The organism is Meridianimarinicoccus aquatilis, from assembly GCF_004358675.1.
In the GTDB taxonomy this organism is placed as follows: Bacteria; Pseudomonadota; Alphaproteobacteria; order Rhodobacterales; family Rhodobacteraceae; genus Meridianimarinicoccus; species Meridianimarinicoccus aquatilis.
On record NZ_SMZO01000051.1, the window covers coordinates 1 to 24,296 of the forward strand.

Annotated in this window: 25 protein-coding genes and 1 pseudogene; 14 read left to right on the top strand and 12 right to left on the bottom strand. The window is 59.9% G+C overall.

Annotation, left to right across the window (positions count from 1 at the left end):
• The 4 genes from E2L05_RS16425 to E2L05_RS16440 all read left to right on the top strand — a co-directional run.
• A partial coding sequence (locus E2L05_RS16425; RefSeq protein WP_133343955.1) for an amidase occupies positions 1–1,071 on the top strand: 1,071 nt, incomplete at its 5' end.
• An 84-nt stretch (positions 1,072–1,155) separates the two neighbouring features.
• Entirely contained in the window at positions 1,156–2,331 is a 1,176-nt protein-coding gene (locus E2L05_RS16430; protein WP_133343956.1) for an aminotransferase class I/II-fold pyridoxal phosphate-dependent enzyme, read from the top strand.
• Positions 2,332–2,345: 14 nt separating this feature from the next.
• A complete protein-coding gene (locus E2L05_RS16435) occupies positions 2,346–5,255 on the top strand; it encodes a DNA translocase FtsK (RefSeq protein WP_133343957.1) in 2,910 nt (969 codons plus the stop codon).
• A gap of 212 nt (positions 5,256–5,467) precedes the next feature.
• Positions 5,468–6,061 carry a LolA family protein gene (locus E2L05_RS16440; protein ID WP_133343958.1) on the top strand — a complete coding sequence of 198 codons (594 nt, stop codon included), beginning with the start codon at positions 5,468–5,470 and terminating at the stop codon, positions 6,059–6,061.
• Between the two features lie 6 nt (positions 6,062–6,067).
• Here E2L05_RS16440 and E2L05_RS16445 read toward each other — a convergent pair whose 3' ends face one another.
• The gene (locus E2L05_RS16445) at positions 6,068–6,646 is read right to left on the bottom strand and encodes a transglycosylase SLT domain-containing protein (RefSeq protein WP_133343959.1); all 579 of its coding nucleotides are present in this window, start codon (positions 6,644–6,646) and stop codon (positions 6,068–6,070) included.
• Between the two features lie 90 nt (positions 6,647–6,736).
• Positions 6,737–7,618, bottom strand: coding sequence for an AEC family transporter (locus E2L05_RS16450; RefSeq protein WP_133343960.1), 882 nt, complete (start codon positions 7,616–7,618; stop codon positions 6,737–6,739).
• Positions 7,619–7,706: 88 nt separating this feature from the next.
• Here E2L05_RS16450 and hspQ point away from each other — a divergent pair, with 88 nt between their 5' ends.
• Complete coding sequence (hspQ, locus tag E2L05_RS16455; protein ID WP_133343961.1) at positions 7,707–8,033, top strand: heat shock protein HspQ; 327 nt, start codon at positions 7,707–7,709, stop codon at positions 8,031–8,033.
• A 34-nt stretch (positions 8,034–8,067) separates the two neighbouring features.
• On the opposite strand, the gene E2L05_RS16460 is transcribed toward hspQ, so the two are convergent.
• The 3 genes from E2L05_RS16460 to E2L05_RS16470 all read right to left on the bottom strand — a co-directional run bounded on the left by E2L05_RS16460 (position 8,068) and on the right by E2L05_RS16470 (position 10,576).
• Positions 8,068–9,648: a gamma-glutamyltransferase family protein gene (locus tag E2L05_RS16460; protein WP_133343962.1), complete on the bottom strand. Its 1,581-nt coding sequence runs from the start codon at positions 9,646–9,648 to the stop codon at positions 8,068–8,070.
• Positions 9,649–9,756: 108 nt separating this feature from the next.
• The gene (locus tag E2L05_RS16465) at positions 9,757–10,203 is read right to left on the bottom strand and encodes an ATP-binding protein (RefSeq protein ID WP_164685504.1); all 447 of its coding nucleotides are present in this window, start codon (positions 10,201–10,203) and stop codon (positions 9,757–9,759) included.
• A 28-nt stretch (positions 10,204–10,231) separates the two neighbouring features.
• Positions 10,232–10,576 (bottom strand): STAS domain-containing protein, encoded by a 345-nt coding sequence (locus tag E2L05_RS16470; RefSeq protein ID WP_133343964.1) that lies wholly within the window; start codon positions 10,574–10,576, stop codon positions 10,232–10,234.
• Between the two features lie 97 nt (positions 10,577–10,673).
• Between E2L05_RS16470 and E2L05_RS16475 the strand changes: the two genes are divergently transcribed.
• From E2L05_RS16475 to E2L05_RS16490, 4 genes are all read left to right on the top strand, one after another.
• Positions 10,674–11,849 carry a thiolase family protein gene (locus E2L05_RS16475; protein ID WP_394346562.1) on the top strand — a complete coding sequence of 392 codons (1,176 nt, stop codon included), beginning with the start codon at positions 10,674–10,676 and terminating at the stop codon, positions 11,847–11,849.
• Positions 11,846–12,298: a GAF domain-containing protein gene (locus E2L05_RS16480; RefSeq protein WP_133343965.1), complete on the top strand. Its 453-nt coding sequence runs from the start codon at positions 11,846–11,848 to the stop codon at positions 12,296–12,298. Before E2L05_RS16475 ends, E2L05_RS16480 begins: the two co-directional genes overlap by 4 nt.
• Entirely contained in the window at positions 12,295–12,942 is a 648-nt protein-coding gene (locus E2L05_RS16485) for an RluA family pseudouridine synthase (protein ID WP_133343966.1), read from the top strand. Before E2L05_RS16480 ends, E2L05_RS16485 begins: the two co-directional genes overlap by 4 nt.
• A 127-nt stretch (positions 12,943–13,069) precedes the next feature.
• A complete protein-coding gene (locus tag E2L05_RS16490) occupies positions 13,070–13,291 on the top strand; it encodes a DUF1127 domain-containing protein (RefSeq protein WP_133343967.1) in 222 nt (73 codons plus the stop codon).
• Positions 13,292–13,404: 113 nt separating this feature from the next.
• Here E2L05_RS16490 and E2L05_RS16495 read toward each other — a convergent pair whose 3' ends face one another.
• The gene (locus E2L05_RS16495) at positions 13,405–14,058 is read right to left on the bottom strand and encodes a peroxiredoxin (protein WP_133343968.1); all 654 of its coding nucleotides are present in this window, start codon (positions 14,056–14,058) and stop codon (positions 13,405–13,407) included.
• A gap of 140 nt (positions 14,059–14,198) precedes the next feature.
• On the opposite strand from E2L05_RS16495, the gene E2L05_RS16500 reads away from it, so the two are divergent.
• Positions 14,199–15,635, top strand: coding sequence for an aldehyde dehydrogenase family protein (locus E2L05_RS16500; protein WP_133343969.1), 1,437 nt, complete (start codon positions 14,199–14,201; stop codon positions 15,633–15,635).
• Between the two features lie 87 nt (positions 15,636–15,722).
• On the opposite strand, the gene pnp is transcribed toward E2L05_RS16500, so the two are convergent.
• The 5 genes from pnp to rbfA all read right to left on the bottom strand — a co-directional run bounded on the left by pnp (position 15,723) and on the right by rbfA (position 20,354).
• Positions 15,723–17,855, bottom strand: a complete 2,133-nt coding sequence (pnp, locus tag E2L05_RS16505; protein ID WP_133343970.1) for a polyribonucleotide nucleotidyltransferase — start codon at positions 17,853–17,855, stop codon at positions 15,723–15,725.
• Between the two features lie 201 nt (positions 17,856–18,056).
• Entirely contained in the window at positions 18,057–18,326 is a 270-nt protein-coding gene (rpsO, locus tag E2L05_RS16510; RefSeq protein ID WP_133343971.1) for a 30S ribosomal protein S15, read from the bottom strand.
• 153 nt (positions 18,327–18,479) lie between these two features.
• Positions 18,480–18,992 (bottom strand): DUF1643 domain-containing protein, encoded by a 513-nt coding sequence (locus E2L05_RS16515; protein ID WP_133343978.1) that lies wholly within the window; start codon positions 18,990–18,992, stop codon positions 18,480–18,482.
• 32 nt (positions 18,993–19,024) lie between these two features.
• On the bottom strand, positions 19,025–19,939 hold the full coding sequence (gene truB, locus E2L05_RS16520; RefSeq protein ID WP_133343972.1) for a tRNA pseudouridine(55) synthase TruB: 915 nt from the start codon (positions 19,937–19,939) through the stop codon (positions 19,025–19,027).
• A gap of 4 nt (positions 19,940–19,943) precedes the next feature.
• Positions 19,944–20,354 carry a 30S ribosome-binding factor RbfA gene (rbfA, locus tag E2L05_RS16525; protein ID WP_133343973.1) on the bottom strand — a complete coding sequence of 137 codons (411 nt, stop codon included), beginning with the start codon at positions 20,352–20,354 and terminating at the stop codon, positions 19,944–19,946.
• Between the two features lie 111 nt (positions 20,355–20,465).
• On the opposite strand from rbfA, the gene dapB reads away from it, so the two are divergent.
• Both dapB and E2L05_RS16535 read left to right on the top strand, forming a co-directional pair.
• Positions 20,466–21,287 carry a 4-hydroxy-tetrahydrodipicolinate reductase gene (dapB, locus tag E2L05_RS16530; RefSeq protein ID WP_133343974.1) on the top strand — a complete coding sequence of 274 codons (822 nt, stop codon included), beginning with the start codon at positions 20,466–20,468 and terminating at the stop codon, positions 21,285–21,287.
• Between the two features lie 75 nt (positions 21,288–21,362).
• Positions 21,363–21,725, top strand: a complete 363-nt coding sequence (locus E2L05_RS16535; RefSeq protein WP_133343975.1) for a dihydrodipicolinate reductase — start codon at positions 21,363–21,365, stop codon at positions 21,723–21,725.
• A gap of 15 nt (positions 21,726–21,740) precedes the next feature.
• Here E2L05_RS16535 and E2L05_RS16540 read toward each other — a convergent pair whose 3' ends face one another.
• Positions 21,741–21,920, bottom strand: a complete 180-nt coding sequence (locus E2L05_RS16540; protein WP_133343976.1) for a DUF1674 domain-containing protein — start codon at positions 21,918–21,920, stop codon at positions 21,741–21,743.
• Positions 21,921–22,083: 163 nt separating this feature from the next.
• Here E2L05_RS16540 and E2L05_RS16545 point away from each other — a divergent pair, with 163 nt between their 5' ends.
• Together E2L05_RS16545 and E2L05_RS16550 are read left to right on the top strand one after the other, a co-directional pair.
• Positions 22,084–23,376 (top strand): RsmB/NOP family class I SAM-dependent RNA methyltransferase, encoded by a 1,293-nt coding sequence (locus tag E2L05_RS16545; RefSeq protein WP_165971794.1) that lies wholly within the window; start codon positions 22,084–22,086, stop codon positions 23,374–23,376.
• Positions 23,377–23,436: 60 nt separating this feature from the next.
• A pseudogene (locus tag E2L05_RS16550) lies at positions 23,437–24,296 on the top strand (hypothetical protein); the annotation flags it as partial.

Genomic DNA, 24,296 nt, shown 5'->3' on the forward strand with positions numbered 1-24,296 from the left:
GGAACTGGTTGCGAGTCCGGATCGCAGCTTTTGGCCGGCCGTGTGCCGACGCGCGATGCCTATGTGGTGCAACTGGCCGAAGCCGCCGGCGTGGTCAGCCTTGGTAAAACGCATCTGTCCGAACTGGCCTTTTCGGGTCTTGGCTACAATCCCATGACCGCGACGCCGCCACATGCCACGGACCCGGATGCAGTTCCCGGTGGGTCATCGTCGGGCGCTGCTGCGTCGCTGGCCTTTGGGTTGGCTGGGCTGGCTGTTGGTTCCGACACGGGGGGGTCTGTGCGCCTTCCTGCGGGGTGGAATGATCTGGTCGGTCTGAAAACCACCAGTGGCCGGGTCTCGCTGAAGGGCGTTGTGCCGCTTTGTGCGCGGTTTGACACCATTGGGCCGCTTGCTCGAACGGTTGAGGATGCGGCGCTGATGCTGGCCGCACTTGAGGGCAGCACAGTCCCCGACCTTCGCGGTGCGCGCCTGTCTGGGAAGCGGCTTGCGGTGCTTGAAACCGTGGCGCTGGACGATCTGGACCCGAAACAAGCGCAGGCTTTCGAGGGGGCTTTGGCCAGGTTGGAAGCGGGCGGTGCGCACCTGACCCGTCTCACGGTGCCAGAATTGCCAGATGCTATGGGGTTGGCGCCAACCCTTTATCCGGCTGAGGCGTGGGGCACGTGGGGCGAAGTGATTTCCGCCAACCCAGATCGAATGTATGATCGGGTGCGCGAACGGTTCGAGGGCGGCAAGGGCATCTCTGGTCCGGATTTTGTCGCAGCTTGGCAGCGGCTTGATGGGCTCAGGGCGGATTGGACGGAATGCGTTGCAGCCTTTGATGCTGTGATTTTGCCCACAACAGCAAACGTGCCCCCGCCCGTTGCCCGGATCGCAGCCGACCCCGATTTTTATGTCGCGCAAAACTTGCTGGCCTTGCGAAATACCCGGATCGGTAACCTGATGGGGGGATGCAGTTTGACGATTCCAACCGGTGTGCCCTCTTGCGGTCTGATGATGATGACGCCGCCTATGCAAGAGGCAAGACTGTTGTGTCTTGGTGCCGCTGCCGAATCAGCCTTGGCCTGACGCGCCCTTTCGCTGGACCGGACGGCCTGTTTCAGGCTACGTTGGTCGCAACGGGGCGCAATGACTCCGACGACTTGAGGCAACATGCAGTATCCAGAGCGGTTTTCCGATCTGCCGCCATACGCGTTTCCGCGTTTGCGCGCACTTCTCGACTCCCATGAACCGGGGGGCGACCCTTTAGCCATGTCCATTGGCGAGCCGAAACACGCGTTTCCCCCTTGGGTGACGGACGTGATCGCAGCCAACGCCCAAGGCTTCAATCGCTATCCGGTGAACGAGGGCGCGCCCGAGCTGCTTTCCGCAGTGTGCGACTGGGTACAGCGCCGCTATGGCGTGCCGCTGGGAACCGACCGAGTGATGGCCCTGAACGGGACGCGCGAAGGGCTGTACAGTGTCGCGCATGCCCTGTGCCCCGAAAGCAAGAACGGCAAGAAGACCGCCGTTCTGGTCCCGAATCCGTTTTATCAGGTCTACGCCGTTGCTGCACTGTCGGTCGGGGCAGAGCCCGTTTTCGTACCTGCGACGTTGGAAACCGGGTTCTTGCCTGATTTCGCGTCAGTGCCTGCCGAGGTGCTGGACCGAACCGCCATGGCCTATATTTGCTCGCCGTCCAACCCGCAGGGGGTGGTGGCGGATCGGGCTTATTGGACGGACCTTCTGGCGCTGGCTGAAAAACATGATTTCCGCATCATCGCTGACGAATGCTATTGCGAGATTTACCGCCATGAGCCCCCGCTAGGCGCGCTTCAGGTCGCGGCCGAGCTTGGCGCAGACCCGGAACGTGTTTTGGCGTTTCACTCCTTGTCGAAACGGTCAAACTTGCCCGGTCTACGATCGGGGTTCGTGGCGGGGGGTCCGCAAGCCATCGCCCGCATTCGCCAACTGCGCAACTACGCAGGCGCGCCGCTTCCCATGCCGTTACAGGCCGCTGCCGCGCAGGTTTGGGCGGACGAGAACCATGTGATCGAGAACCGTCGCCTGTACGCCGCAAAGTTTGATCTTGCCGACAGGGTGCTGTCGGGTGTGCCCGGCTACGCTTCGCCGCAGGCGGGTTTTTTCTTGTGGCTGCCTGTGCCCGATGGCGAGGCTGCGACGTTGAAACTGTGGCAAGAAACCGGCGTTCGGGTTCTGCCCGGTGCGTATCTTGGCCGTGATGCGGGCGGCGAAAACCCCGGTGCCGGATACATCCGCGTAGCTCTTGTTGCCCCCGAGACCGAGACCGAAGCCGGGCTGACGGCCCTGCGCGATTGTCTTTATTGATAGGAAATTGACCGATGGCGTTTCAGACCCGTTCCCGTGACCCGCTGTTCGACGAAGCGACCCAGGCCATTCTGGAACGCCGCGCCCGCGAGTTGGCGGGGCTGGGCCTTTTGGCTGTCGCGGTTGTTCTTGGCCTTGCGCTTGGATCCTATGCGCCGACGGACCCCAGTTTCCTTGGGACATCTTCTAGCGCAACGCAAAACTGGCTTGGGGTGTTCGGGGCGTACATTGCGGCGCCACTTTACGTGATCCTTGGCGCCGGGTCCTGGGGGCTGGTGGTGGCATCCGGGGCTTGGGGGCTGCGGTTTGTGCTGCACAGGGGGGAAGACCGCGCGTTTGGGCGGCTGGTCTTTGCGCCGGTCTGGGTTGCGATTGCATCGCTTTATGCCGCGACTGTGCCGCCCGGCCCAGAGTGGACGCACAGTTTTGGCCTTGGTGGTCTTTTCGGGGATACGGCGCTTGGTGTGCTTTTGGGGCTAATTCCGCTTGCACCGGCCTATGGGTTGATCGCTGCGTCCATCTTTCTGGCGCTTGTCCTGTTTGCTGTTGGTCTATTCGTTCTGGGCGCCACGCGCGACGAATGTCGTGGCACCGTCAGGTTTTTGGGTCTCGGCGTCCTATTCGCATTTGACCAACTGGTTCGTGGTGCTGGTGCACGTGCAAGTCGCGCGAAAGACGGCATTGCCGCGCGGCGCGAAGCCCGTTTGGCGGCCCGCGCTGAAACGACTGACGCTGTAATTCAAGACACCCCGCGCGCCCGAGTTGCGCGCGCAAGTGATCATGATCTCTTTGGAGAGCCCGCAGAAGATACGGTATTTGACGATGATGACGATTTTGAGGCACCTGAAATAAACCTGCCCCCAGAACCGAAGCTGGGTTTGATTGCGCGAACTCTGGGCCGTCCTCAGCCACGGCTGGACGCACAGCAGGAACCAGACATCCAAGAGTTGGACGTGTTTGAAGACGGCGATGATCTTCCCGTTGACGCTGAAGAGGGCGAAGACCGTGTTCGGGCAAAGATTACCGATGCGATCCGGATGCGCCTGCGTACTGATCGCGCCCGCGTTGCAGAAACCCGCGCCCGGCAGGAACCTGTGCTGACCCGCAAAGACGCCTTTGTTGAACCACAAGTCGAAGCCTCTATTCCCGATGCCGCGCCTGCTGCGCAGACTTGGGATGCGCCGGATGGCGCCGCCGAAATCGATCTCGACGACTTTGAGGATAACACCCCGGCAGCATATGCCGCTCCTGAAGCCCCGGTTGCGCCTGTACCCCAAGCGGCCATCCCTCGCGCAGTACCCAAAGCCCCCGTTGTGCAGCATGCCGCAGTACGCCGCCCCGCGCCGTCTGCGCGCGCGCAGGCTGAAAGCCAGCCACCGCTTCAGTTCACACCTGAGGTGGAAGAGGCCTACGACTGCCCTCCCCTATCGCTGCTGCGTGATCCGGGAACGGTCGAACGCCTTTATCTGTCGGACGAGGCGCTGGAAGAAAACGCCCGCATGCTGGAAAACGTGCTGGAAGATTACGGGGTGAAAGGCGATATCGTATCGGTGCGCCCCGGCCCCGTGGTCACGATGTACGAACTGGAACCCGCCCCCGGTCTGAAGGCAAGCCGGGTAATCGGGCTTGCGGATGACATCGCGCGGTCCATGTCAGCCCTGTCTGCACGGGTGTCGACAGTTCCGGGCCGGTCTGTGATCGGGATCGAACTGCCCAACGACAACCGCGAGATGGTTTTGCTCCGCGAAATCCTCAGTGCGCGGGACTTTGGCGACAGCAAGCTTCGCCTGCCGCTGGCATTGGGAAAGGATATCGGCGGCGAAAGCATCGTGGCCAACTTGGCCAAGATGCCCCACCTGCTGATCGCGGGGACCACCGGGTCGGGTAAGTCTGTGGCGATCAACACGATGATCCTGTCGCTGCTGTACAAGCTGACACCTGATGAGTGTCGCCTGATCATGATTGACCCGAAGATGCTGGAACTCAGCGTTTATGACGACATTCCGCATCTACTGAGCCCGGTTGTGACCGACCCTAAGAAAGCCGTTGTTGCCCTGAAATGGGTCGTGGCCGAGATGGAAGACCGCTATCGCAAGATGTCCAAGATGGGCGTGCGGAACATCGAAGGGTACAATGGCAAGGTCCGGGCGACGCTGGAAAAGGGTGAGATGTTCTCGCGTACCGTGCAGACGGGCTTTGATGACGAAACCGGCGATCCCGTGTTCGAGACCGAAGAGTTTGCGCCCGAAACCTTGCCGTATATCGTTGTGATCGTCGACGAGATGGCCGACCTGATGATGGTTGCTGGCAAAGAGATCGAAGCCTGCATCCAGCGCCTTGCACAAATGGCGCGGGCGTCGGGCATCCACTTGATCATGGCAACGCAGCGGCCATCGGTGGACGTTATCACCGGGACGATCAAAGCGAACTTCCCGACCCGGATCAGTTTTCAGGTCACGTCGAAAATCGACAGCCGCACCATCTTGGGCGAACAGGGTGCCGAGCAGCTTCTGGGAATGGGCGACATGCTTTACATGGCAGGCGGCGGCCGCATCACCCGTATTCACGCCCCGTTTGTCAGCGACGAAGAGGTGGAAGAGGTTGTCAATCATTTGAAATCCTTTGGCCCGCCGACCTATGTTGGTGGCGTGGCAGAAGGGCCCGAAGACGACCGGGCGGATCAGATTGATCAGGTTCTGGGTCTCGGCGGGAACACCGGAGGGGAAGATGCGCTGTACGATCAGGCGGTTCAGGTTGTGATCAATGACCGTAAATGTTCGACCAGCTACATCCAGCGCAAGCTGGCCATCGGGTATAACAAGGCTGCCCGGCTCGTTGAGCAAATGGAAGATCAAGGGCTGGTCACACCGGCCAACCATGTCGGCAAACGCGAGGTTCTTGTGCCCGAGCGGGAGCGGGACTGACCCCTTTGACCATGATTACCCTGCCTGAGCCGGACACCCATTGGATGACCAGTTGAGCGGCGCTTTGCCAGCTCAACTGCTCGCGGTACATGGTTGCTCCGCCTCCACGCGCCGCGCGTCGTTGTCGATCTGCTTGTTGGCTCGCCGGTTGATCGCGAAGATATCAGGCGCACAGCGCTGTTTTTTGGGTGTAGACTTCCCATATGCCAGTCATGAAAACTATCCTCGCCCTTGCACTTCTTATCGCGCCCGCTCTTCCCGCCACCGCAGAGCGTCTGTCACTTCCCGTATTGTCAGAATACATGGAAGAGATCGGCGAAGCGGAAGCCAAGTTCACGCAGATAAACGCGAACGGATCACGCCTGACCGGGACGCTATATATCAAGCGACCGGGGCGCATCAGGTTCGAATATGATCCGCCCCAAGAAGATACCTTGGTGATAGCGGGCGGTGGTCAGATCGCAGTGTTTGATGGGCGCGGTAGCGGTGCGCCAGAACAATTCCCGCTGCGTCGTACGCCTTTGGGAATCATTCTGGACCGCGATATTGATCTGACGCGCGAGCGTATGGTCACAGGCCATGGCGAGCAGAACGGTCGGACAATCGTGCAGGCCCAGGACCCGGACCATCCCGAATATGGCCGTATCTATCTTTATTTCGACAATAACCCGATCCGATTGGCGGAATGGATGATCGTTGCGGATACGGGTGAAAAGACCCGTACCCTTCTGGAGCCGCTTCAGCCCCGCAATGACCTGTCCGAGTTCTTGTTCAGCATCCAGTTTGAAACGGAAGATCGCCAATAGCCCGCGTCAGATTTTGCCGCAGCCCTTGAGTTGCCGGTCATACCTGTACGCACGATCCTGAACCGTTCCGGCGACACGAACCAACCAACTCTTGCGGGTATAACTGCCACGGGCATAGCCACCGTGACCTTCGTGATAGGCAAGGTATTGGTTGCGGGCGTCCGATTTTGAGATGCCATTGCGACGCTCGGTCTGGTTCATATACCAGCCCATGAAGTCAGTCGCGTCCCCGATATTCGAGCGGCTGGCGCGCCAACGTCCTTCGGCCTTGCGGTAATCATCCCACGTCCCGTCCAGCGCCTGCGCGTAGCCAAACGCGCTGGATTGTCGACCCATGGGGATTACGCCAAGTGCATAGCGATGGGGTGTTCTCGCATTCCCATCGAATTTGCTTTCTTGATAGATCACGGCCATCTGAACAGGAACGGGAACGCCCCATTTCGACTCCGTGCGTTTGAACGCGCGCAGATAACTTGGACGCTGACTGACAATGCTACACGCATCGTTCAGGTTTTTTGGCGGGGACTTTGCACCGCACGCACTTAACAGCGCCACAAGGGCTAGCGCGGCAAGACGACTGCTCATTTTTGCCTCACGCATTTTGTTTTTTTGAACTGTATCCAAAAGCCCGCAAAAACGGAAACGCTAAAAACAAGGAACGATGCGATGACTTGGCTAGAGAACGGCCGCCAGCAGCGCAGGAAGCGCGAAAACAGCCATGAGTGTTGAGGCGACGACAAGTCCGGCAACAGCATCGGCGTCTGCACCATACTTTTCAGCAAGCATGTAGGATGTGACGGCAACGGGTGTGCCGACCTGAAGAACGAGCACGCCAAAAGCCACTGGATCAAGGTCGAACTGCATACCGATAACCCAGGCCAGCCCGACACAGATAACAAGTTTCAAGAAGGCCAGAACAACCGCCATGCCAATCCGACCAGGATGCAAGCGCGCCACGGCCACGCCAAGCGTGATCAGCATGATCGGAATCGCGATTTGACCAATGAGTTCCATCGCATTGGTTAAAAACTGCGGCGTTTGCCAGCCCTGCCAAAGAAACAAGGCCCCCAAAAGAGTCGCGGCAACCATAGGTTCACGCAGCACCTTCACCAGCGATCCGCCCCCCGACACAACCCAAACCCCAAATGTAAAAGACCAGATTGCCATGACGGCAAAAACAACCACCGCATAGCCAAGCCCGGTCTCGCCGAACGCAAACAGGGCAAGTGGCAGCCCGAGATTTCCTGTGTTGCCGAAGATGAGGGGGGGAAGGAACGTCCGCATATCAATGCGGAACACCCGGACCACGACCGCAGTGACAAGGGTGATCGCGCCATAGGCGAGGACAGCGGCAATCGACAAATCGGCTAGTGCCTTGGGGTCAATTTCGGTCTGCATCAGCGCCGTGAAGATCAGACAAGGCACCGAAAGCGTCATCGCAAGCTGCGTGACGAACTGCAGCCGGTACTCCAGCCCGAGTTTAATCCACGTGAACCCGACCGCGCCAAGAATAAAAACAGGAGCGACGATTTCCAGAACGGTGAGCAACAGGTTCATGTTAGCGAATTCCTAAACTCAGTCAGGGCTGCGCATGGACACACACCCTGTTTATGGCATATTGGGGCCGACGAAAGGTTACGTTTTAATGTTAAAGACACGTGCTAAATACCGCCTCGGGCAAGTTGTCCGCCATAAGAAACATCCCTTCCGGGGGGTGGTTTTCGACGTGGATGCAGTGTTTTCCAATACCGAGGAATGGTACGACGCCATTCCCGAAGAAAGCCGTCCGTCGAAGGATCAACCATTCTATCATCTGTTGGCAGAGAATGATCAAAGTTACTATGTCGCCTATGTATCAGAGCAGAACCTGCTGCCCGATATGAGCGGCGAGCCGATCGAACATCCTGATCTCGATGATATGTTCGGCGAGTTGGAAAATGGTGTCTATCCGCTTCAGGCTCAATTGAATTGAGGCTCGGCGCGCCGAATTGGCGCGCCAGACTTCTTTAATATCCAAGTGCGCATCCGTCCTTGCGTGGATCAGATCCGCCTTCCAAAACCCCCGTTTCCGGATTTATCAATATCGCTTGGGCGCCGCCGATGGGCGTGTCTGGGACTTGTATCGCATGCCCCATATCCGCCAATCGCGCTCTTACCTGATCTGAGTATCCTCGCTCCACTTTCAAAACGCCCGAGTCCCAAAAGCTGCGCGGGGCATCAATCGCAGATTGGGGTGACAGGCCGTAATCCACAATATTCGTCAGGAAACGGGCGTGCCCATTCGCTTGATATGCGCCGCCCATGACACCGAATGGCATCGCGACCCGCCCGTTCTGGCGTAGCATTGCAGGAATAATTGTGTGCATCGGACGTTTGCCGCCCAACGCTTCGTTGGGGTGCCCTTCTGTCAGGGTAAAGCCCGCGCCGCGATTGTGAAGTAGGATGCCATGTGTGGGGGTGGCAATCCCGCTTCCGAAGCCATGAAAAATTGAATAGATGAGCGACACGGCCATTCGGTCACGATCAACGACAGTGATATAGATCGTCTCTTTGTGCACGTTCTCTGACACGATGAATGGGTTTTCCATGGCGCGCTTTGGATCTATCAGGTCGGCCAATTGTGCAGCCGTTTGCGGCGCAAGCAGGTGATCGGCACGCGCCATGAATTCGGGATCGGCAATGAACCTGTTTCGCGCATCATAGGCCAGCTTGGCGGCCTCTGCTTCAATGTGCGCGCGCTCTGCACCAAAGGGGTCAAGACCGGGCAAGTCAAAATGTGACAGGATGTTTGCCTGCAAGATTGCTGCAAGGCCCTGACCGTTTGGGGGATGCTCGACGAGTTCGGTGCCTTTGTACATTCCGCTGACCGGATCGCCCCAAGTTGCTTCGACCTGAGCGAAGTCGTCTTCGGTATGAACGCCGCCCGCAGCGCGCAAAGCGCTGACCATTTCCGCAGCGATTTCGCCTTCATAGAAAGCTGCCCGGCCTTGGGCCGCGATCCGGCGCAGAACGGCGGCTTGCCCCGGTGCGCTGAACATTTGCCCGGCGCTTGGGGGCGCACCCGATATCAGATAGTGCGCGCGCGCATCACCTTGCAGATGTTCGGCGTCCCGCGCCCAATCAAAAGCAACCCGCGGTGCAACGGGAATCCCCTCTTCAGCGTATCGAATAGCGGGTGCAAGCGTCTGTTCCAGATCGAGTGCGCCCATCCGCTCAGACAACCTGCAAAAGGCATCGACGGCACCGGGCAGCGTCACGGAAGCTGCGCTGTGTGCCGGCATTGTTTCGTGACCCTGAGCGCGAAGATCAGCGGCGGCAAGCGCTGATGGCGCGCGCCCCGATCCGTTCAGCGTGATGACATCTTCGCTCCCCGCAGGTTTGATAAGTGCAAAGCAATCGCCGCCAATGCCCGTCATCTGCGGTTCTGCAATGCCCAGCAGGATGGCCGCACCGATGGCGGCATCTACTGCGTTCCCGCCTTGCTCAAGCAATGAAACAGCGGTTTTTGCCGCGAGAGGATGCGACGTCGCGCACATGCCATTTGCTGAAAAGACGGGCGAGCGCCCTGGAGAATGAAAATCGCGCATCTGCCAACCCCTTGACTAGTCGAGGTCGCACGATATGCGATGGGCTGGCATGTTCAAGCCGGGTTATGACTTGCGCACTGGCCGATCGCGGGGTCGTCGATCAATTGGTCAGTTTAAACCACTTGGCGGCACGCGAAACCGAAGGTGGTTCTCGCCATCGCTGCGACAGTAGTTCAAGTCAATTGTAAGCTCTCGAATAAGAGACCAGCCAAAGCCGCCCTCTGGTAGTTCGGTCAAGTCAACATTGAGGGGTTTCGCTTGTCCTTCGGGCAGTTTGCCGTCGGGCATAGGCAAGCCACTGTCGACGACATGGACTGCCAAACCGCCGTGCCATTGCCAAGCGCTTAGAAGCATCGATGCGCCGGCGCAGTCGGCATAGGCATGCTCGACAATGTTATTCATCACCTCGGCAAGGACCATTTCCGCTGTTCCAATGTCGTCATGCCCCATGCCCCAAAGGTGCAGCGTCTGGCGAATCTCGTTTAGACCACGGCGTACGCCAAGGGGCGTTGCAACGACATCGAGCTGAAGACGGGCCTCTGGCAATCGTGTCATCTTCTGCGCTACGCTCCCCACGGCCAAATCATCCATGCGCCGCTTTCGGCTGCAGGGCAGAGTCCAGATCGTCATGGATGGAAAAGACGGTGTCCATCCGCGTCAGGCGAAACACTTTCGCAACATTCGGGGTCAAGCTTGCCAGTTCCAGGCGTGCGCTGGCGCCAATCTGCTTCATGGCCGCCACAATGGCACCCAAGCCGCTGCTATCGACAAAATCGACTTGCCCAAGGTCAAGCACGATCCGACTGCCTGCGGCGCTGCACAACTCGCGCATCCTGTCTTTGAACTGGATCGCGACCGCTGCGTCGATCCGTGTGTCGGCTGGTGTAATCACCAGCACGTCCCCTTTAAGTTCATGGTCAAGTTCCATGTTGATGCTCCGTTGCTTTGCCGTTTTGACAGGCTACGACCCAGGTCTTACGAAGTGGTTTCCAACACAGCGCCACAGCAAAAGATCGGAGACCATCATGGGCACAGTGATTTGCGGGGCGAAACGCACCGCGATGGGCGGATTGATGGGCATGTTTGCTCCATTATCCGCGCCCAAGCTTGGCGGCGCAGCGATTGCGGCGGCACTGGCCGATGCGGGGGCGAGCCCGGCGTTGGTCCAATCTTGCGTGATGGGCTGCGTTCTGCCTGCCGGGCAAGGACAAGCCCCGGCGCGACAAGCGGGTTATGCCGGGGGGCTTGGTGACGGTGTTCCCGCGCTGACTGTGAACAAGATGTGCGGATCAGGAATGGCAGCCGTAATGCAAGTGGATGATGCAGTTCGGCTTGGCCGCATCGTAATTGCTGTTGCGGGCGGCATGGAAAGCATGACCAACGCCCCATATTTGTTGCCAAAGATGCGCTCGGGCGGGCGCCTTGGTCACAGTGCCGCGATGGACAGCATGTTCCTTGATGGACTTGAAGATGCCTATGACACAGGCCGCTTGATGGGCACATTCGCCGAAGATTGCGCGGCGCATTTCGGCTTTTCTCGTGAGGACCAAGATGCCTATGCCCTTGAATCTCTAAATCGGGCGTTGGCTGCCGCAAAAGCGGGCCATACCGACCGCGAGATCACGCCAGTGACCGTGCCGGGCCGGAAGGGGCAGGTGAGTGCCGGTATAGACCAGCAGCCAGAGCAGGCTCGACCCGACAAGATCCCGACATTGAAACCGGCCTTCAGAGAAGGCGGGACCGTGACGGCAGCGAACGCATCGTCAATTTCTGACGGGGCTGCGGCGCTTGTCTTGGCAAGCGAAGGCGCGGCTATGATGCAAAACCTTCCTGTTCGCGCGCGGATCGTTGGCAGCGCGGGTCACGCGCAAGCGCCGGGGTGGTTCACCACCGCCCCGGTCCCCGCGGCGCGGGCGCTGCTGGATCAAATAGGTTGGCAGATTTCGGATGTTGATCTGTGGGAGGTGAACGAAGCCTTTGCCGTTGTACCCATGGCATTCATGAAAGAACTGTCCCTGCCGCGAGACGTCGTCAATGTGCATGGCGGGGCCTGCGCACTGGGTCATCCCATCGGCGCGTCGGGCGCACGGATCATCGTGACGCTCCTGAATGCGCTGGAACGCTATGATATGAAACGCGGTGTGGCGGCGATTTGTATCGGAGGGGGCGAGGCAACGGCCATCGCCATTGAACGGCCATGAGCCGGGTGGATTATCCTGCGCTCGCGGCCCGCTGCGCTGCGTTGACCGAGGGCGAGCAAGATATCATTGCATTGATGGCGACACTGGCCTGCGAAATTCACCATAGCGATGCGCGGTTCGACTGGACCGGATTTTACCGCAATGTCGGGGGGGATTTGCTCAAGATCGGACCGTACCAAGGCGGTCATGGGTGCCTTGTGATTCCATTCTCGCGGGGGGTTTGCGGCGCGGCGGCTCGTACGGGGCAGGTCCAACTCGTTGCGGATGTGGATGCGTTTCCGGGTCACATCGCTTGTGCGTCTTCGACCCGATCTGAAATTGTTCTTCCGGTCTGGCAGGGGGATGCTCTTTTGGGGGTACTGGATATCGATAGCAACCAACCGGCCGCCTTTGACGAAACCGACGCAGCGGCGTTGGCCGCGATTCTGCAAGCGAGCTTTGCTCCATGAGCAACGATTACGCCCCGCCAGATACTCCGCTGGACATCGTTCATTCGGACCATGAATTGCTGGCCGTCAACAAGCCACCCGGTTTGCTGTCAGTGCCCGGCAAGGGCCCGCACCTGGCCGATTGTCTGATTGCGCGCATTCAAGCGGCGTTTCCCACGGCGCTGTTGGTTCATCGGCTTGATCGGGACACGTCTGGCGTAATGATTTTTGCACTGACCCCGGCGGCGCAAAGGCACCTTGGACTACAATTTGAGAAACGGCAGACCAAAAAGACCTATGTCGCGCGCGTCTGGGGTGAAATGGCGGAACGGCGGGGTACTGTTGATCTTCCGCTTTGCGTCGATTGGCCAAATCGGCCACGCCAGATGGTGGACCATGAAAACGGGCGCGCGGCGCTGACCGATTGGAAGGTGCAGCGGTATGATCAGGGAACAACGCGGGTGCGCCTCATGCCAAAAACAGGGCGCAGCCATCAGTTGCGCGTGCATATGCTGGCGCTGGGGCATCCAATTTTAGGTGATCCGTTCTATGCCACGGGGCCGGCGCGTGATTTTCCGCGACTTATGCTTCATGCCGAAGAACTGCGGTTGCGTCATCCGGATGGTGGCCGCGGTATGGCTTTTCGCGCTCCCGCACCATTCTAAGTCCGAAATTAGCCGATGCTGCATTGCAGCAGGCGCAGGGCGGGGTTTCATCTTTGTCAGTGGTTGGGTCAGCAATGTGAACCTATCTTGAGGGCATCACAGGAACACACTGGAAGGAATCGAAATCATGGCACATATCGCCCATATCGATAGTCATCATCGCAGCCTGGGCCAGGTCGTGGCAGCACCGTTCGTCGCTGTTTTCAACTGGTTTGTCGCGTTGGCTGAAGCAAGCCCGAAGTACCGCGAAATGGAACATCTGTCGCGCATGAGCGATGAGCAGTTGGCCGCACGCGGTATTCGTCGCGAAGACATCGTTCAAAAAGTTCTGGGCACACACTTCGTTTAAACCCGGATGACACGAACAAAAAATGGCGCGGGCAAGATTGCCTGCGCCTTTTTCGTTTTCAGTGGCAAAGGCCCCGGCTGCAGAGTGCGGCAAGGGCCCAACGGTTCCCGCCCTTAGGCTGGGAACTTGGTTTTGCGCAAATAGGGGAAGATCTCATCGACCTCACCGTATTTGGCCTTGGCGTCTTCGGTCGATACGCTGGTCGGAACGATCACGTCTTGACCCAATTCCCAGTTCGCGGGCATCGCCACACCCAGCTTCGCAGATGCCTGCAAGGCATCAAGGGCGCGAAGAACCTCGGCAAAGTTGCGGCCGACTGTCATTGGATAAGTCATGGACAGCTTCAATTGCTTGTCTGGACCGATGATGAACACGGCCCGGACGGTCGCGCTGTCGGCTGGGGTGCGGCCATCGGGCAGGTATGCCTCTGCGGGCAGCATGTCGAATGCCTTGGAAATCTTTAGCTCGTCATCAGCAATGATCGGGAAATCCACACCGGTGCCGGCATAGGTTTCAATGTCGCCGATCCATTTCATATGCTCGTCGACGCCATCGACGGACACGCCGATCACCTTCGTGCCGCGTTTCTTCCATTCTTCAGACAACTGCGCCACGGCGCCAAATTCTGTCGTGCAGACGGGTGTAAAGTCTTTTGGGTGGCTAAAGAGGATCGCCCAACTGTCGCCAATCCAGTCATGAAAGCTAATCTCGCCTTGGCTGGTCTGGGCGGTAAAGTCCGGGACGGTTTCGTTGATGCGCAGGGCCATGAAAGCCTCCATTCAAATAGTTGCAAGTGTTATCTGGACCTTTGACACGCAAATGTCAGCCCCTTGAAGTGCGGAAAAAAACGGCGTCTTGCACATGACTGCTGGCGGTGAAACGATATCCCGGAACGAGAGGATCTTGCATGACGCAGTACCGGAAGTTTTATATCGGGGGCGCTTGGGTTGCTCCACAGGGCGGGCACGATTGCCCGGTCCATGACCCATCCACAGAAGAGGTGGTCGCCACCATCAGCCTTGGCGGGCAGGCCGATACGGATGCCGCAGTCGTTGCGGCGCAAGCTGCGTTTCCAACGTGGTCACAAAGCTCGGTCGCAGACCGGCTTGCGCTGATTCGGCGTATCGCCGCGCAATACGACGCGCGTGCCGAAGATATGGCTCAGGCGATCAGCCGTGAGATGGGCGCCCCAATTGATTGGGCGCGGGGTCCGCAGGTGGGGGCAGGGGCGTCGCATATTCGCGATGCGGCGGCAGCTCTTGAGGCGTGCGACTTCGAAGCCCCTTTGCCGGGCACACCGGGGACGCTGATCCGACGCGAGGCCGTGGGCGTCTGTGCGCTGATTACGCCGTGGAACTGGCCCATGAACCAGATCACCCTCAAGGTGCTGCCTGCATTGGCCGCCGGATGCACAATGGTGCTCAAGCCATCTGAAGTTGCGCCCTTGTCTGCGTTTGTCTTTGCCGAAATCATGCATGCCGCAGGGGTTCCGCCCGGTGTTTTCAACATGGTCAACGGGGATGGCGCAGGCGTTGGGAGCCAACTGTCAGCGCATCCCGGAATTGACATGGTGTCTTTCACCGGATCGTCCCGCGCGGGGCGGGCGATCAGCATTGCCGCCGCAGACACGCTGAAACGGGTGGCTCTGGAACTGGGCGGTAAAGGGGCCAATATCATCTTCGACGACGCACCTGATCGGGCTATCCAAATGGGCGCGCGCCGGTGTTTCAACAACACGGGCCAATCGTGCAACGCGCCGACGCGGATGCTGGTCAGCCGCGCACGCTATGATAGTGCGGTAGAAATTGCAGCCGCTGCTGCGGCGGAAACGAACGTTGGCCCGGCATCTGAGCAGGGCAAGCATATCGGTCCATTGGTCAGCGGGGCGCAGTGGGACAAGGTGCAGCGCTTGATCGAGACAGGAATGGCCGAAGGCGCGCGTCTGGTCGCCGGTGGTCCCGGTCGGCCCGAGGGGTTGAACCGCGGCTGGTTCGCCCGACCAACTGTCTTTGCCGATGTCACGAATGACATGACAATTGCACGCGAAGAGATTTTTGGCCCTGTGCTGTCGATCATTGCCTATGACGACGAAGAGGACGCCGTGCGGATCGCCAATGACACGGAATACGGTCTGACAAATTATGTTCAAACTCAGGACCCTGACCGCTTGCGCCGCATGGGCCGCAGTTTGCGGTCTGGGATGGTCGAGATGAACGCAAAGGGCTTCGGCGCGGGTTTTCCGTTTGGCGGAATGAAGCAATCGGGTCACGGGCGCGAAGGCGGAGCGTTTGGTCTGGACGAGTTTCTGGAGATCAAAGCAATCAGCGGCTGGCCGGTGAACTGACCACTTTTTATGTTGGCGATGCCGAAAGAAACGAAAAGCCCCGGCACAATGGCCGGGGCTTTTGCTTTTTCGAAAAAGACGAGCCGATTAGTCGGTCTGTTCGTCTTCTTTCGCTGGCTCACCGGTTGCCTGATCCACAACGCGCATGGACAGACGCACCTTGCCGCGATCGTCGAAGCCAAGCAGCTTGACCCAGACTTCTTGGCCTTCTTTCAGAACGTCCGAAGGATGGTTCAAGCGACGGTTTTCGATCTGGCTGACATGCACCAGCCCGTCACGCTTGCCGAAGAAGTTCACGAACGCGCCGAAATCAACGAGCTTCACAACCTTACCTTTGTAGATCTTGCCTTCTTCTGGCTCGGCCACAATGGAATAGATCATGTCATAGGCGCGCTTGATCGCATCTGCATCGCTGGACGCGATCTTGATAACGCCGTCATCGTTGATGTCGACTTTGGCACCCGAGGTTTCCACGATTTCGCGAATGACCTTACCGCCTGACCCGATCACTTCACGGATCTTGTCGGTTGGGATCTGCATCGTTTCGATCTTCGGCGCATACTCGCTGAAGCCAGACGGTGCAGTCAGGGCTTTGTTCATCTCACCAAGGATGTGCAACCGACCGGCTTTCGCCTGCTCGAGTGCCTTTTCCATGATCTGCGGCGTGATGCCCGCAACCTTGATGTCCATCTGAAGCGACGTGATGCCCTTCTCGGTCCCTGCGACCTTGAAGTCCATATCACCAAGGTGATCCTCGTCGCCCAGAATGTCGGTCAGAACCGCATACTGTCCGTCATCTTCGAGGATCAGGCCCATGGCCACACCGGCAACCGCCGCCTTGAGCGGAACGCCTGCATCCATCATCGACAGCGAACCGCCACAAACGGACGCCATGGACGAAGAGCCGTTCGATTCCGTGATCTCGGAAACGATGCGGATAGTGTAGGGGAAGTCGGTTGCCGCGGGCAGAACCGCCTGAAGCGCACGCCATGCCAGTTTACCGTGGCCGATCTCGCGGCGACCCGGAGGACCAACGCGGCCAGCTTCGCCAACCGAATACGGCGGGAAGTTGTAGTGCAGCAGGAAGTTCGACTTGGAGGTGCCGTGCAGGGCGTCGATGAACTGCTCATCATCGCCGGTGCCCAGTGTTGTGATCACAAGGCCTTGCGTCTCGCCGCGCGTGAACAGGGCAGAGCCGTGTGTGCGGGGCAGGATGCCAACTTCGGACACGATCTGACGAACCTGATCCAAGTTCCGACCGTCGATCCGCTTGCCCGTGCGAACAACGTCGCCGCGCAGGATCGATGCTTCGAGCTTTTTCAGCGCGGAGCCAAGGTTGGCATCTTCGCTTTGCTCTTCGGTCAGACCCGCAAGGATCGCGGCGCGCGCATCAGAAACGGCTGTTGTGCGTGCCTGCTTGTCAGAGATCGCGAAAGCGGCGCGCATCTGCTCTTCGCCCAGCGATTTCACGGTCGCGTACAGTTCGCTGTAGTCGGGGGCCTGGAAATCGAACGGATCTTTCGCGGCTTCTTCGGCGAGCGATACGATCAGATCAACAACGGGCTTGAGTTGCTCATGGGCGAAAGTCACGGCGCCCAGCATCTCTTCTTCGGTCAGCTCGTAGGCTTCCGATTCCACCATCATGACGGCGTCTTTTGTGCCTGCCACAACAAGGTCGAGCCGCTGATCAGGCTTGGTGCGCAGATCCTGCATGTCGTCGAGTTCGGGGTTCAGGATGTACTCGCCACCTTCATACCCCACGCGGCACCCGGCGATCGGGCCCATGAACGGCACGCCGGAAATGGTCAGCGCGGCCGACGCGGCAATCATCGCCACGATGTCGGGATCATTGACCAGATCATGGCTCAGCACGGTGCACATCACCAGAACTTCATGCTTGAAGCCAGAGACGAACAGCGGGCGAATCGGACGGTCGATCAGGCGCGCGGTCAGCGTTTCTTTTTCGGATGGGCGCGCTTCACGCTTGAAAAAGCCGCCGGGCACTTTGCCGGCCGCGTAGTATTTTTCTTGGTAGTGGACGGTCAGCGGGAAGAAGTCCTGCCCCGGCTTGGCCTTTTTGGCAAAGGTCACGTTCGCCATAACGCTGGTTTCCCCAAGCGTTGCGATCACGGAGCCGTCTGCTTGACGGGCTACTTTGCCAGTTTCGAGGGTGAGGGTTTCCTCCCCCCATTGCATCGATTTCGTTTTAACGTCGAACATGTGCGTTCCTATACTGACCAAGGGACCCTCCCTCGGTCTGGTTGCGTACGGGCGTCTGGCCCGTGGCCCCATCGTCTTCTAGGCATCCCCGTGAGGCCCGGCGGGTGCCGTATCGTCTGGTGATGCCACGCCGCGCAACCGTTACAGTGCGAAACGTGGCCCACAAAAGGAAAACGCGCCACTAGGGCGCGTCTGCCAGTGTCAGCGACGGATGCCGAGACGCTTGATAAGGTCCTGATAACGGGCCGAATCCTTGGCGTTCAGATAGTCCAGAAGCTTACGCCGCTGAGCAACCATCATCAGAAGGCCGCGGCGGGAGTGGTTGTCTTTCTTGTGCGTCTTGAAGTGCTCGGTGAGCGTCGTGATGCGCGAGGTGAGAATGGCCACCTGAACCTCGGGGGACCCTGTGTCGCCCTCCTTGGTCGCGTATTCCTTCAAAAGGCGCTGCTTGTCTTCAACTGTAATCGACATCGGGGTCTCCTTGTAGAGTAAGGGTGATGGCGCAAGCCGGGATGTCGTCCAGCAGGGCCCTTGGAGAGAATCCGGCAAAGACCGGATGGGGGCGTATAGTGGAATTTTGCTATTTTGAAAAGGGGCCGCGTGCAGCCGTCTTTCCAAAGCGTTTCAAGTGGCTGGCCAATCTTCGGGCTGCTGCGCATAGGCGATGTATAGCGGGTGCTTGGGATGCCCCTCTTTGCTGAGCCCAAGGTGCTTTGGCGCGGCGCCCGTGCCCCTGATCAGGGCCTCAACTGCGGGTCCGCGGGCCAGATGGGCGCCATGGGTACCCCAAGCGCAGATCACGGTGTCGGCCCACGCGCACCCGTCCAGGATCGCCTGGTCATTGTGCTGGCCAACGGGGTCGCCTTGGGCGCGCATGTTCTTTGGATCGGTCGCACGCCAAGCAAATATGTTGCAAACCCGAAATGCCCCGAAACCCAGCGCGCGGGCGCGGCGTTCGCACCGTTCCACGGTCGGATCGTTTTGCACTTCAGTGGCCGTGGATGGGTTCAGCATCACAAACAGCACACTGGATTGGTCAGTGTCCCAGACACGGGTCAGGCTGTAGCGATAGTTTTCGCAGGCCGAGTAGACGGCGACAGACGCCGCATCGCCCTTCAAATGCTCGCGCGTGATCAGTGGTGCGTTGCCCGTATCTGCGGTTGCAGGGGTCATTGCGGCAGATTGAACACGCGATTTGGGTGCAACGTCCCGGCTTTGTAGATGCCGACAGCGATGGGTTGTCCCAAATAAGACGCCCAAGCTTCATCGCCATACTCGGCGTCCGATGACAGAACGAGGCCGGGATTGCCGTTGCGCAGCTTGGCAGCTCCATCAGCGCTGCAAGGGAGTTCCGGCAAATCTGCCAAGCCGATCTGCAACGGGGCCAGGAGCGCATCGAGTGTTGCTGCGTCGCCTGCGTTTTCTTCGATGTGGGCCATGGTCACGCCGTCCTCGGCGTCGAACGGGCCGGACCAGACGCGACGCAGGTCTCGCACATGGCCAAAGCACCCAAGTGCAACGCCCAGATCGCGGGCGATGGACCGAACATATCCGCCCTTGCCGCAGACCATTTCCAGCGTCACGTGGTCTGCATCGGGTCGATCCACCATTTCAAGGCTTTCGACGTACAGATCGCGGGCCGCCAGCTCCAGTTCTTCGCCATCGCGGGCCAGCTTATAGGCCCGCTGCCCATCAATTTTCACGGCTGAAAACTGTGGTGGGACCTGTTGGATGTCGCCAGTAAATTGCCCCAGAGCGGCAGCAATTAAGCCATCATCCGGGCGCGCGTCACTTTGGGAGATGACCTCGCCTTCGGCGTCGTCCGTGTTCGTTGCCACCCCAAGCCGCACCGTGAAGCGATACGCCTTCAGGGCGTCGGTCACATAAGGCACAGTCTTTGTTGCCTCGCCCAGTGCAACGGCAAGCACACCCGTCGCTTCCGGGTCCAGCGTTCCGGCGTGGCCGGCTTTTTTCGCACCAAAGGCCCAGCGGACCTTGTTAACAACCGCGTTCGACGTGATCCCGGCCGGCTTGTCGATGACCAGCCAACCGGACACATCGCGCCCCTTGCGCCCGCGTCCCATGTGATCAGTCCTCGTCGTCTTCGGCAGGGTCGAGATCGCGCTTCACATCGGGCCGGTCAAACAGCCGACGCGTGTCGTCCATCCGGTCGAACGTGTCGTCGATCGCGAACCGCAGTTCCGGTGCGAATTTCAGGGTCATGTCCTTGGTCACTGCACGGCGCAACTCGCCCCTGTTGCGGCGCAGGGCCGCCAGTGCGTCATCCGCGCCATGCCCGCCAAGCGGCAAGATATACGCGGTGGCAACTTTCAGGTCGGAAGATGTGCGCACCTCGCCAACAGTGATCGACATGCGGTTCAGGTCAGGGTCGTGGATGTCGCCGCGCATCAGAACATCTGAAAGTGTGCGGCGGATTAGTTCCCCCACACGCAGTTGTCGTTGCGACGGGCCAGCGCCCTCATGATGATGTTTCGCCATATGGGGCATCTAGGGGATCATGACGCGCGTCGCAACAGGCTTTGCCATCCGCGCCCCGCTGGCTTAGGAGCAAGGCGGATCGCAAGACAAGCAGCACGGGGAGCGCACAGCATGGTTAGAAACACGGATCAGACCGGAATTGTGGTGACTGGTGTCTCTGGTCGGATGGGCCAAACGCTTGTGCGCCTCGTTCAGGACAATCCGCGCACGCAGCTATGCGGTGCCCTGGAGAGGGCCGGTCATGCATGGATCGGGCAGGACATCGGCACGGCCATGGGCGGCGCCGCGCTTGGCGTCATTGTGACGGCGGATGCGGTGCAGGCGTTTGAGCGTGCTGATGCCGTGATCGATTTCACGGCTCCGGCGGCCACTGTTGCCTTTGCACAGGTGGCTACTGCCTGCGGAGTGGTGCATGTGATCGGCACAACGGGAATGACGGATGAAGACATCGCTGCGATTGACGCCGGTGCCGACAAGTCCGTCATTGTTCGTGCGGGCAACATGAGCCTTGGGGTCAATTTGTTGGTTCAACTGACCCGGCAAGTCGCCGCCGCACTGGATGAAGATTACGACATCGAAGTGATCGAAGCGCACCATCGTCACAAAGTCGATGCGCCGTCCGGTACTGCGCTCATGCTGGGTGAGGCGGCGGCGGCAGGCCGGGGTGTCACGCTTGCGGATGTGGCGGACCGGGGGCGCGACGGCATCACCGGTGCGCGGGCACGGGGCGATATCGGTTTCACCGCGATTCGGGGCGGCGACATCATCGGCGAGCATGACGTCATGTTTGCTGCGGATGGCGAGCGTATCGTTTTACGGCACGCCGCATCGGACCGGTCCGTTTTCGCGCGTGGCGCCATCAAGGCCGCGCTTTGGGGGCAAAGCCAGTCGCCAGGTCACTATTCCATGTTGGATGTCCTAGGACTGTCTTAGGACCGTGTAGACCCAAAAGGTGATCCGATTTGGGGCGCACTGCGTAGATATGGTATCAAACCTCTGGAGGTTCAGATGCCAAAACTCCACATCATCGCTGCGCTTGCTGTTGCGGCGACCCTCGTCGCTGCGCCCGCGCTTGCGGATTATGAAAAGATTACTGACCGATCAGAATTCTTAGATGTCGTCAGCAACACGACACTCACGCGGCTTGGAATAAAAGTTCAAGTGACGCCAGATGGCGGCATTCGGGGCAGCGCGTTTGGGTCGCCTGTAACGGGAACCTGGTCTTGGGACAGCGGGTATTTCTGCCGGGATTTGGCTTGGGGCGGTGATGACCTTGGTTACAACTGTCAAGAAGTGGCCCGCGATGGCGGATCGATCCGGTTTACGTCGGACAAGGGCTCTGGCCGCTCTGCCAGCCTGAAACTTGACTGACACAACGGCCTGCGATCAGAAATCGATCGCGATCCCCTTCTTTTCCCAGTCGCCATAGCGCACAGGCTCTGGCCCGTCGCGGCCGCCCAATTCGGTTGGCAACTCTTGCGCTTTGGCCTTTTTACGCCGCTCTTCGGCTTCCTGAAGGGCGCGTTGCGCTTCGGGGGGAAGGTCGGATCGGTCGGTGTCGGTCATCGTCGAAGCCTCCTGACTTGTGGCGCGCTCAGGTGTGATATACCCCGCTGAGGTCGCGCTGCAAGCGCGTCAGGGCCATTGGGGGTGACAGGTGCCACAGTCAAACAAAGACGGATCAGCCGCAACCAAAGGTGCAGAGGGCACAAGTGGCCCGCGCGAAGGTCTGGGCGCACGCGCGGCGGCGCTGCGGCTGTTGCTCACGGCCTGGGAGGAGGGCGAGATGCTCTCTGCGGCGGTTGATGCGCCGGATGGCCCGCTGGAACGGCTTGAGCCGTCAGAGCGCGCCCGCGCACAACGGTTGGCTCTGGCCACGCTGCGCGGTGCTGATGCGGCAGATGCTTTGCTGAAACCCTTTCTTCGCAAAGCCCCACCACCCCGCATTCAGGCGATCCTGCGTTTGGCCACGGTCGAGCTGGCACAGGGCGGCGCCGCGCACGGTGTTGTGGATGGCGCTGTGTCGCTTGCGCGCCAAGATCGGAAGTCATCGCATTTGTCCGGACTGGTCAATGCTGTGCTGAGAAAGGTTGCGGAAACAGCGGTGGACCGTTGGCCCGATATGCCAGCGCAACGATTGCCCGGATGGCTGCGCGGTCGGTTGCAGTCGGCATGGGGCAGCAAGACAACCGTCGCGATCGAGGCTGTGCAGGCCGCCGTGCCGCCGCTGGATCTGACCCCGCGCGGCCAGCAGGCCGCAGACGCAGCAGGCCTCGCAGATGCTGCTGGCGGTGAAGTTTTGCCGACCGGCAGCGTGCGCCTGTCCGCGTCTGCGCAGGTCTCTGCGTTGCCCGGCTACGAAGATGGGGCTTTTTGGGTGCAGGACGCCGCCGCAGCCCTGCCTGCCAAGGTGCTGTCTGCACGTCCGGGCGAACGTGTTCTGGACATGTGCGCCGCACCGGGCGGGAAAACCATGCAGTTGGCGGCGGCTGGGGCGCACGTGACCGCTTTGGATATTTCGGCGCCGCGCCTTGCCCGCTTGCACGAGAATCTGGCCCGCGCTGAACTGGAAGCAACTGTCGTTACGGCAGATGCGTTGCACTATGCCGGTATAGACGGCGGATTTGATGCGATTTTGCTGGACGCCCCTTGCAGCGCGACCGGAACCATTCGGCGGCATCCGGATCTGCCCTTTGTCAAAACCTCTGCCGACATCAAGCCGCTTGTGCAGTTGCAGGCTGCGATGCTGGATCATGCTTTGACGCTGCTGAAACCCGGTGGGCGGCTGGTGTTTTGCACGTGCTCGCTTCTACCCGACGAAGGCGAAGCACAGGCAGAAGCAGCACTGGCACGGCACTCGTCGCTGGTTGTTGACCGTACTGCGTTGGATGTGCCGGGGATCGACCCTGATTGGCTTGGCCAAAACGGCCTGCGCGTGCGCCCTGATCATTGGGCAGACCGGGGCGGGATGGATGGCTTTTTCATCGCTGCGTTCCGGCAGATAGCACCTGATGCCCCGTGACCCGGTGACAGCTTCCCAGTTGGTGCTTAAGTTGCGTTCTAGTAGGCAAAGGGGTGGCGCGTGACAGGTAGTTTTGGGGGCGGGCTTCCTTCAGGAACGTGGCGCGACCGCTGGGTTGCGCGGATTGCGGGGACATCTGCGCGGCGCGCCCGCCTTGGCAGTGTCCCGCCGCCACCTGTGACCGGTGATGCAAAACGCGGCCTCGGCATCGTCAATGGCCAGATTTCGTTGGGCCATTCACGATTGGTTCCAGTCGCTGAAGGCACGTTTTGGTCCCAAACCGCACCTACCCGCGCGTTCGAGGCGGATCGTCAGTGTTTTTTCTGGCTTGATGATCTGGCTGCGCTGGGCACGGGTCCAGCGCGCAAACTGGCGCGCGCGTGGGTTGCGCAATGGTTCACGGCACAAGGGCATGGCAAAGGACCGGGTTGGACCTTGCCAGTGGTGGCGGCGCGGCTTGAGCGGCTTGTGGCCCATGCAGAATGGCTTTTGTCCGGCCGCGAAGGGGTGTCTGCGCCCCGGTTTGAACGGTCCCTGTCCCGCCATTGCCGTTTTGCCGCCGCGCGCTTCGCGACGCTGCCAAACGGGCCAGAAGGGTTGGCAGTGGCGGCGCGGTTGGTGGCTGCTTCAGCACGACTGGAGGGGACAGACATACTGCTTGCCCGCGCACAGGACGCGCTTGATCGGGCCTGCAAAACGCTGATCGGGCCGAATGGTACTATCGCGGGCCGGGCCCCGAAAACCTTGGCAGATGCCATGTGCTTTATGGCCGAGGCGGCGCAGGCGCTGAACGATGCCGGGCTTGGCCCTCACCCCGAACATGCACGCGCGCTCATCCGCACTGCACCGGTTGTGCGGGCGCTACGCCATAGCAATGGCGCGTTGGCCCGGTTCCACGGCGGCGGAGGCGGACACGTGGC

Coding starts and splice junctions, on each gene's coding strand:
- E2L05_RS16460 (WP_133343962.1), bottom strand. CDS start 9,648: ATGCGCGATTTTCATTCTCCAGGGCGCTCGCCCGTCTTTTCAGCAAAT.
- E2L05_RS16470 (WP_133343964.1), bottom strand. CDS start 10,576: ATGGAACTTGACCATGAACTTAAAGGGGACGTGCTGGTGATTACACCA.
- truB (WP_133343972.1), bottom strand. CDS start 19,939: ATGGGACGCGGGCGCAAGGGGCGCGATGTGTCCGGTTGGCTGGTCATC.
- E2L05_RS16500 (WP_133343969.1), top strand. CDS start 14,199: ATGACGCAGTACCGGAAGTTTTATATCGGGGGCGCTTGGGTTGCTCCA.
- E2L05_RS16445 (WP_133343959.1), bottom strand. CDS start 6,646: ATGAGCAGTCGTCTTGCCGCGCTAGCCCTTGTGGCGCTGTTAAGTGCG.
- dapB (WP_133343974.1), top strand. CDS start 20,466: ATGGTTAGAAACACGGATCAGACCGGAATTGTGGTGACTGGTGTCTCT.
- E2L05_RS16475 (WP_394346562.1), top strand. CDS start 10,674: ATGGGCACAGTGATTTGCGGGGCGAAACGCACCGCGATGGGCGGATTG.
- rpsO (WP_133343971.1), bottom strand. CDS start 18,326: ATGTCGATTACAGTTGAAGACAAGCAGCGCCTTTTGAAGGAATACGCG.
- E2L05_RS16435 (WP_133343957.1), top strand. CDS start 2,346: ATGGCGTTTCAGACCCGTTCCCGTGACCCGCTGTTCGACGAAGCGACC.
- rbfA (WP_133343973.1), bottom strand. CDS start 20,354: ATGGCGAAACATCATCATGAGGGCGCTGGCCCGTCGCAACGACAACTG.
- E2L05_RS16465 (WP_164685504.1), bottom strand. CDS start 10,203: ATGACACGATTGCCAGAGGCCCGTCTTCAGCTCGATGTCGTTGCAACG.
- E2L05_RS16485 (WP_133343966.1), top strand. CDS start 12,295: ATGAGCAACGATTACGCCCCGCCAGATACTCCGCTGGACATCGTTCAT.
- hspQ (WP_133343961.1), top strand. CDS start 7,707: ATGTTAAAGACACGTGCTAAATACCGCCTCGGGCAAGTTGTCCGCCAT.
- E2L05_RS16495 (WP_133343968.1), bottom strand. CDS start 14,058: ATGGCCCTGCGCATCAACGAAACCGTCCCGGACTTTACCGCCCAGACC.
- E2L05_RS16480 (WP_133343965.1), top strand. CDS start 11,846: ATGAGCCGGGTGGATTATCCTGCGCTCGCGGCCCGCTGCGCTGCGTTG.
- E2L05_RS16540 (WP_133343976.1), bottom strand. CDS start 21,920: ATGACCGACACCGACCGATCCGACCTTCCCCCCGAAGCGCAACGCGCC.
- E2L05_RS16535 (WP_133343975.1), top strand. CDS start 21,363: ATGCCAAAACTCCACATCATCGCTGCGCTTGCTGTTGCGGCGACCCTC.
- E2L05_RS16440 (WP_133343958.1), top strand. CDS start 5,468: ATGAAAACTATCCTCGCCCTTGCACTTCTTATCGCGCCCGCTCTTCCC.
- pnp (WP_133343970.1), bottom strand. CDS start 17,855: ATGTTCGACGTTAAAACGAAATCGATGCAATGGGGGGAGGAAACCCTC.
- E2L05_RS16450 (WP_133343960.1), bottom strand. CDS start 7,618: ATGAACCTGTTGCTCACCGTTCTGGAAATCGTCGCTCCTGTTTTTATT.
- E2L05_RS16430 (WP_133343956.1), top strand. CDS start 1,156: ATGCAGTATCCAGAGCGGTTTTCCGATCTGCCGCCATACGCGTTTCCG.
- E2L05_RS16490 (WP_133343967.1), top strand. CDS start 13,070: ATGGCACATATCGCCCATATCGATAGTCATCATCGCAGCCTGGGCCAG.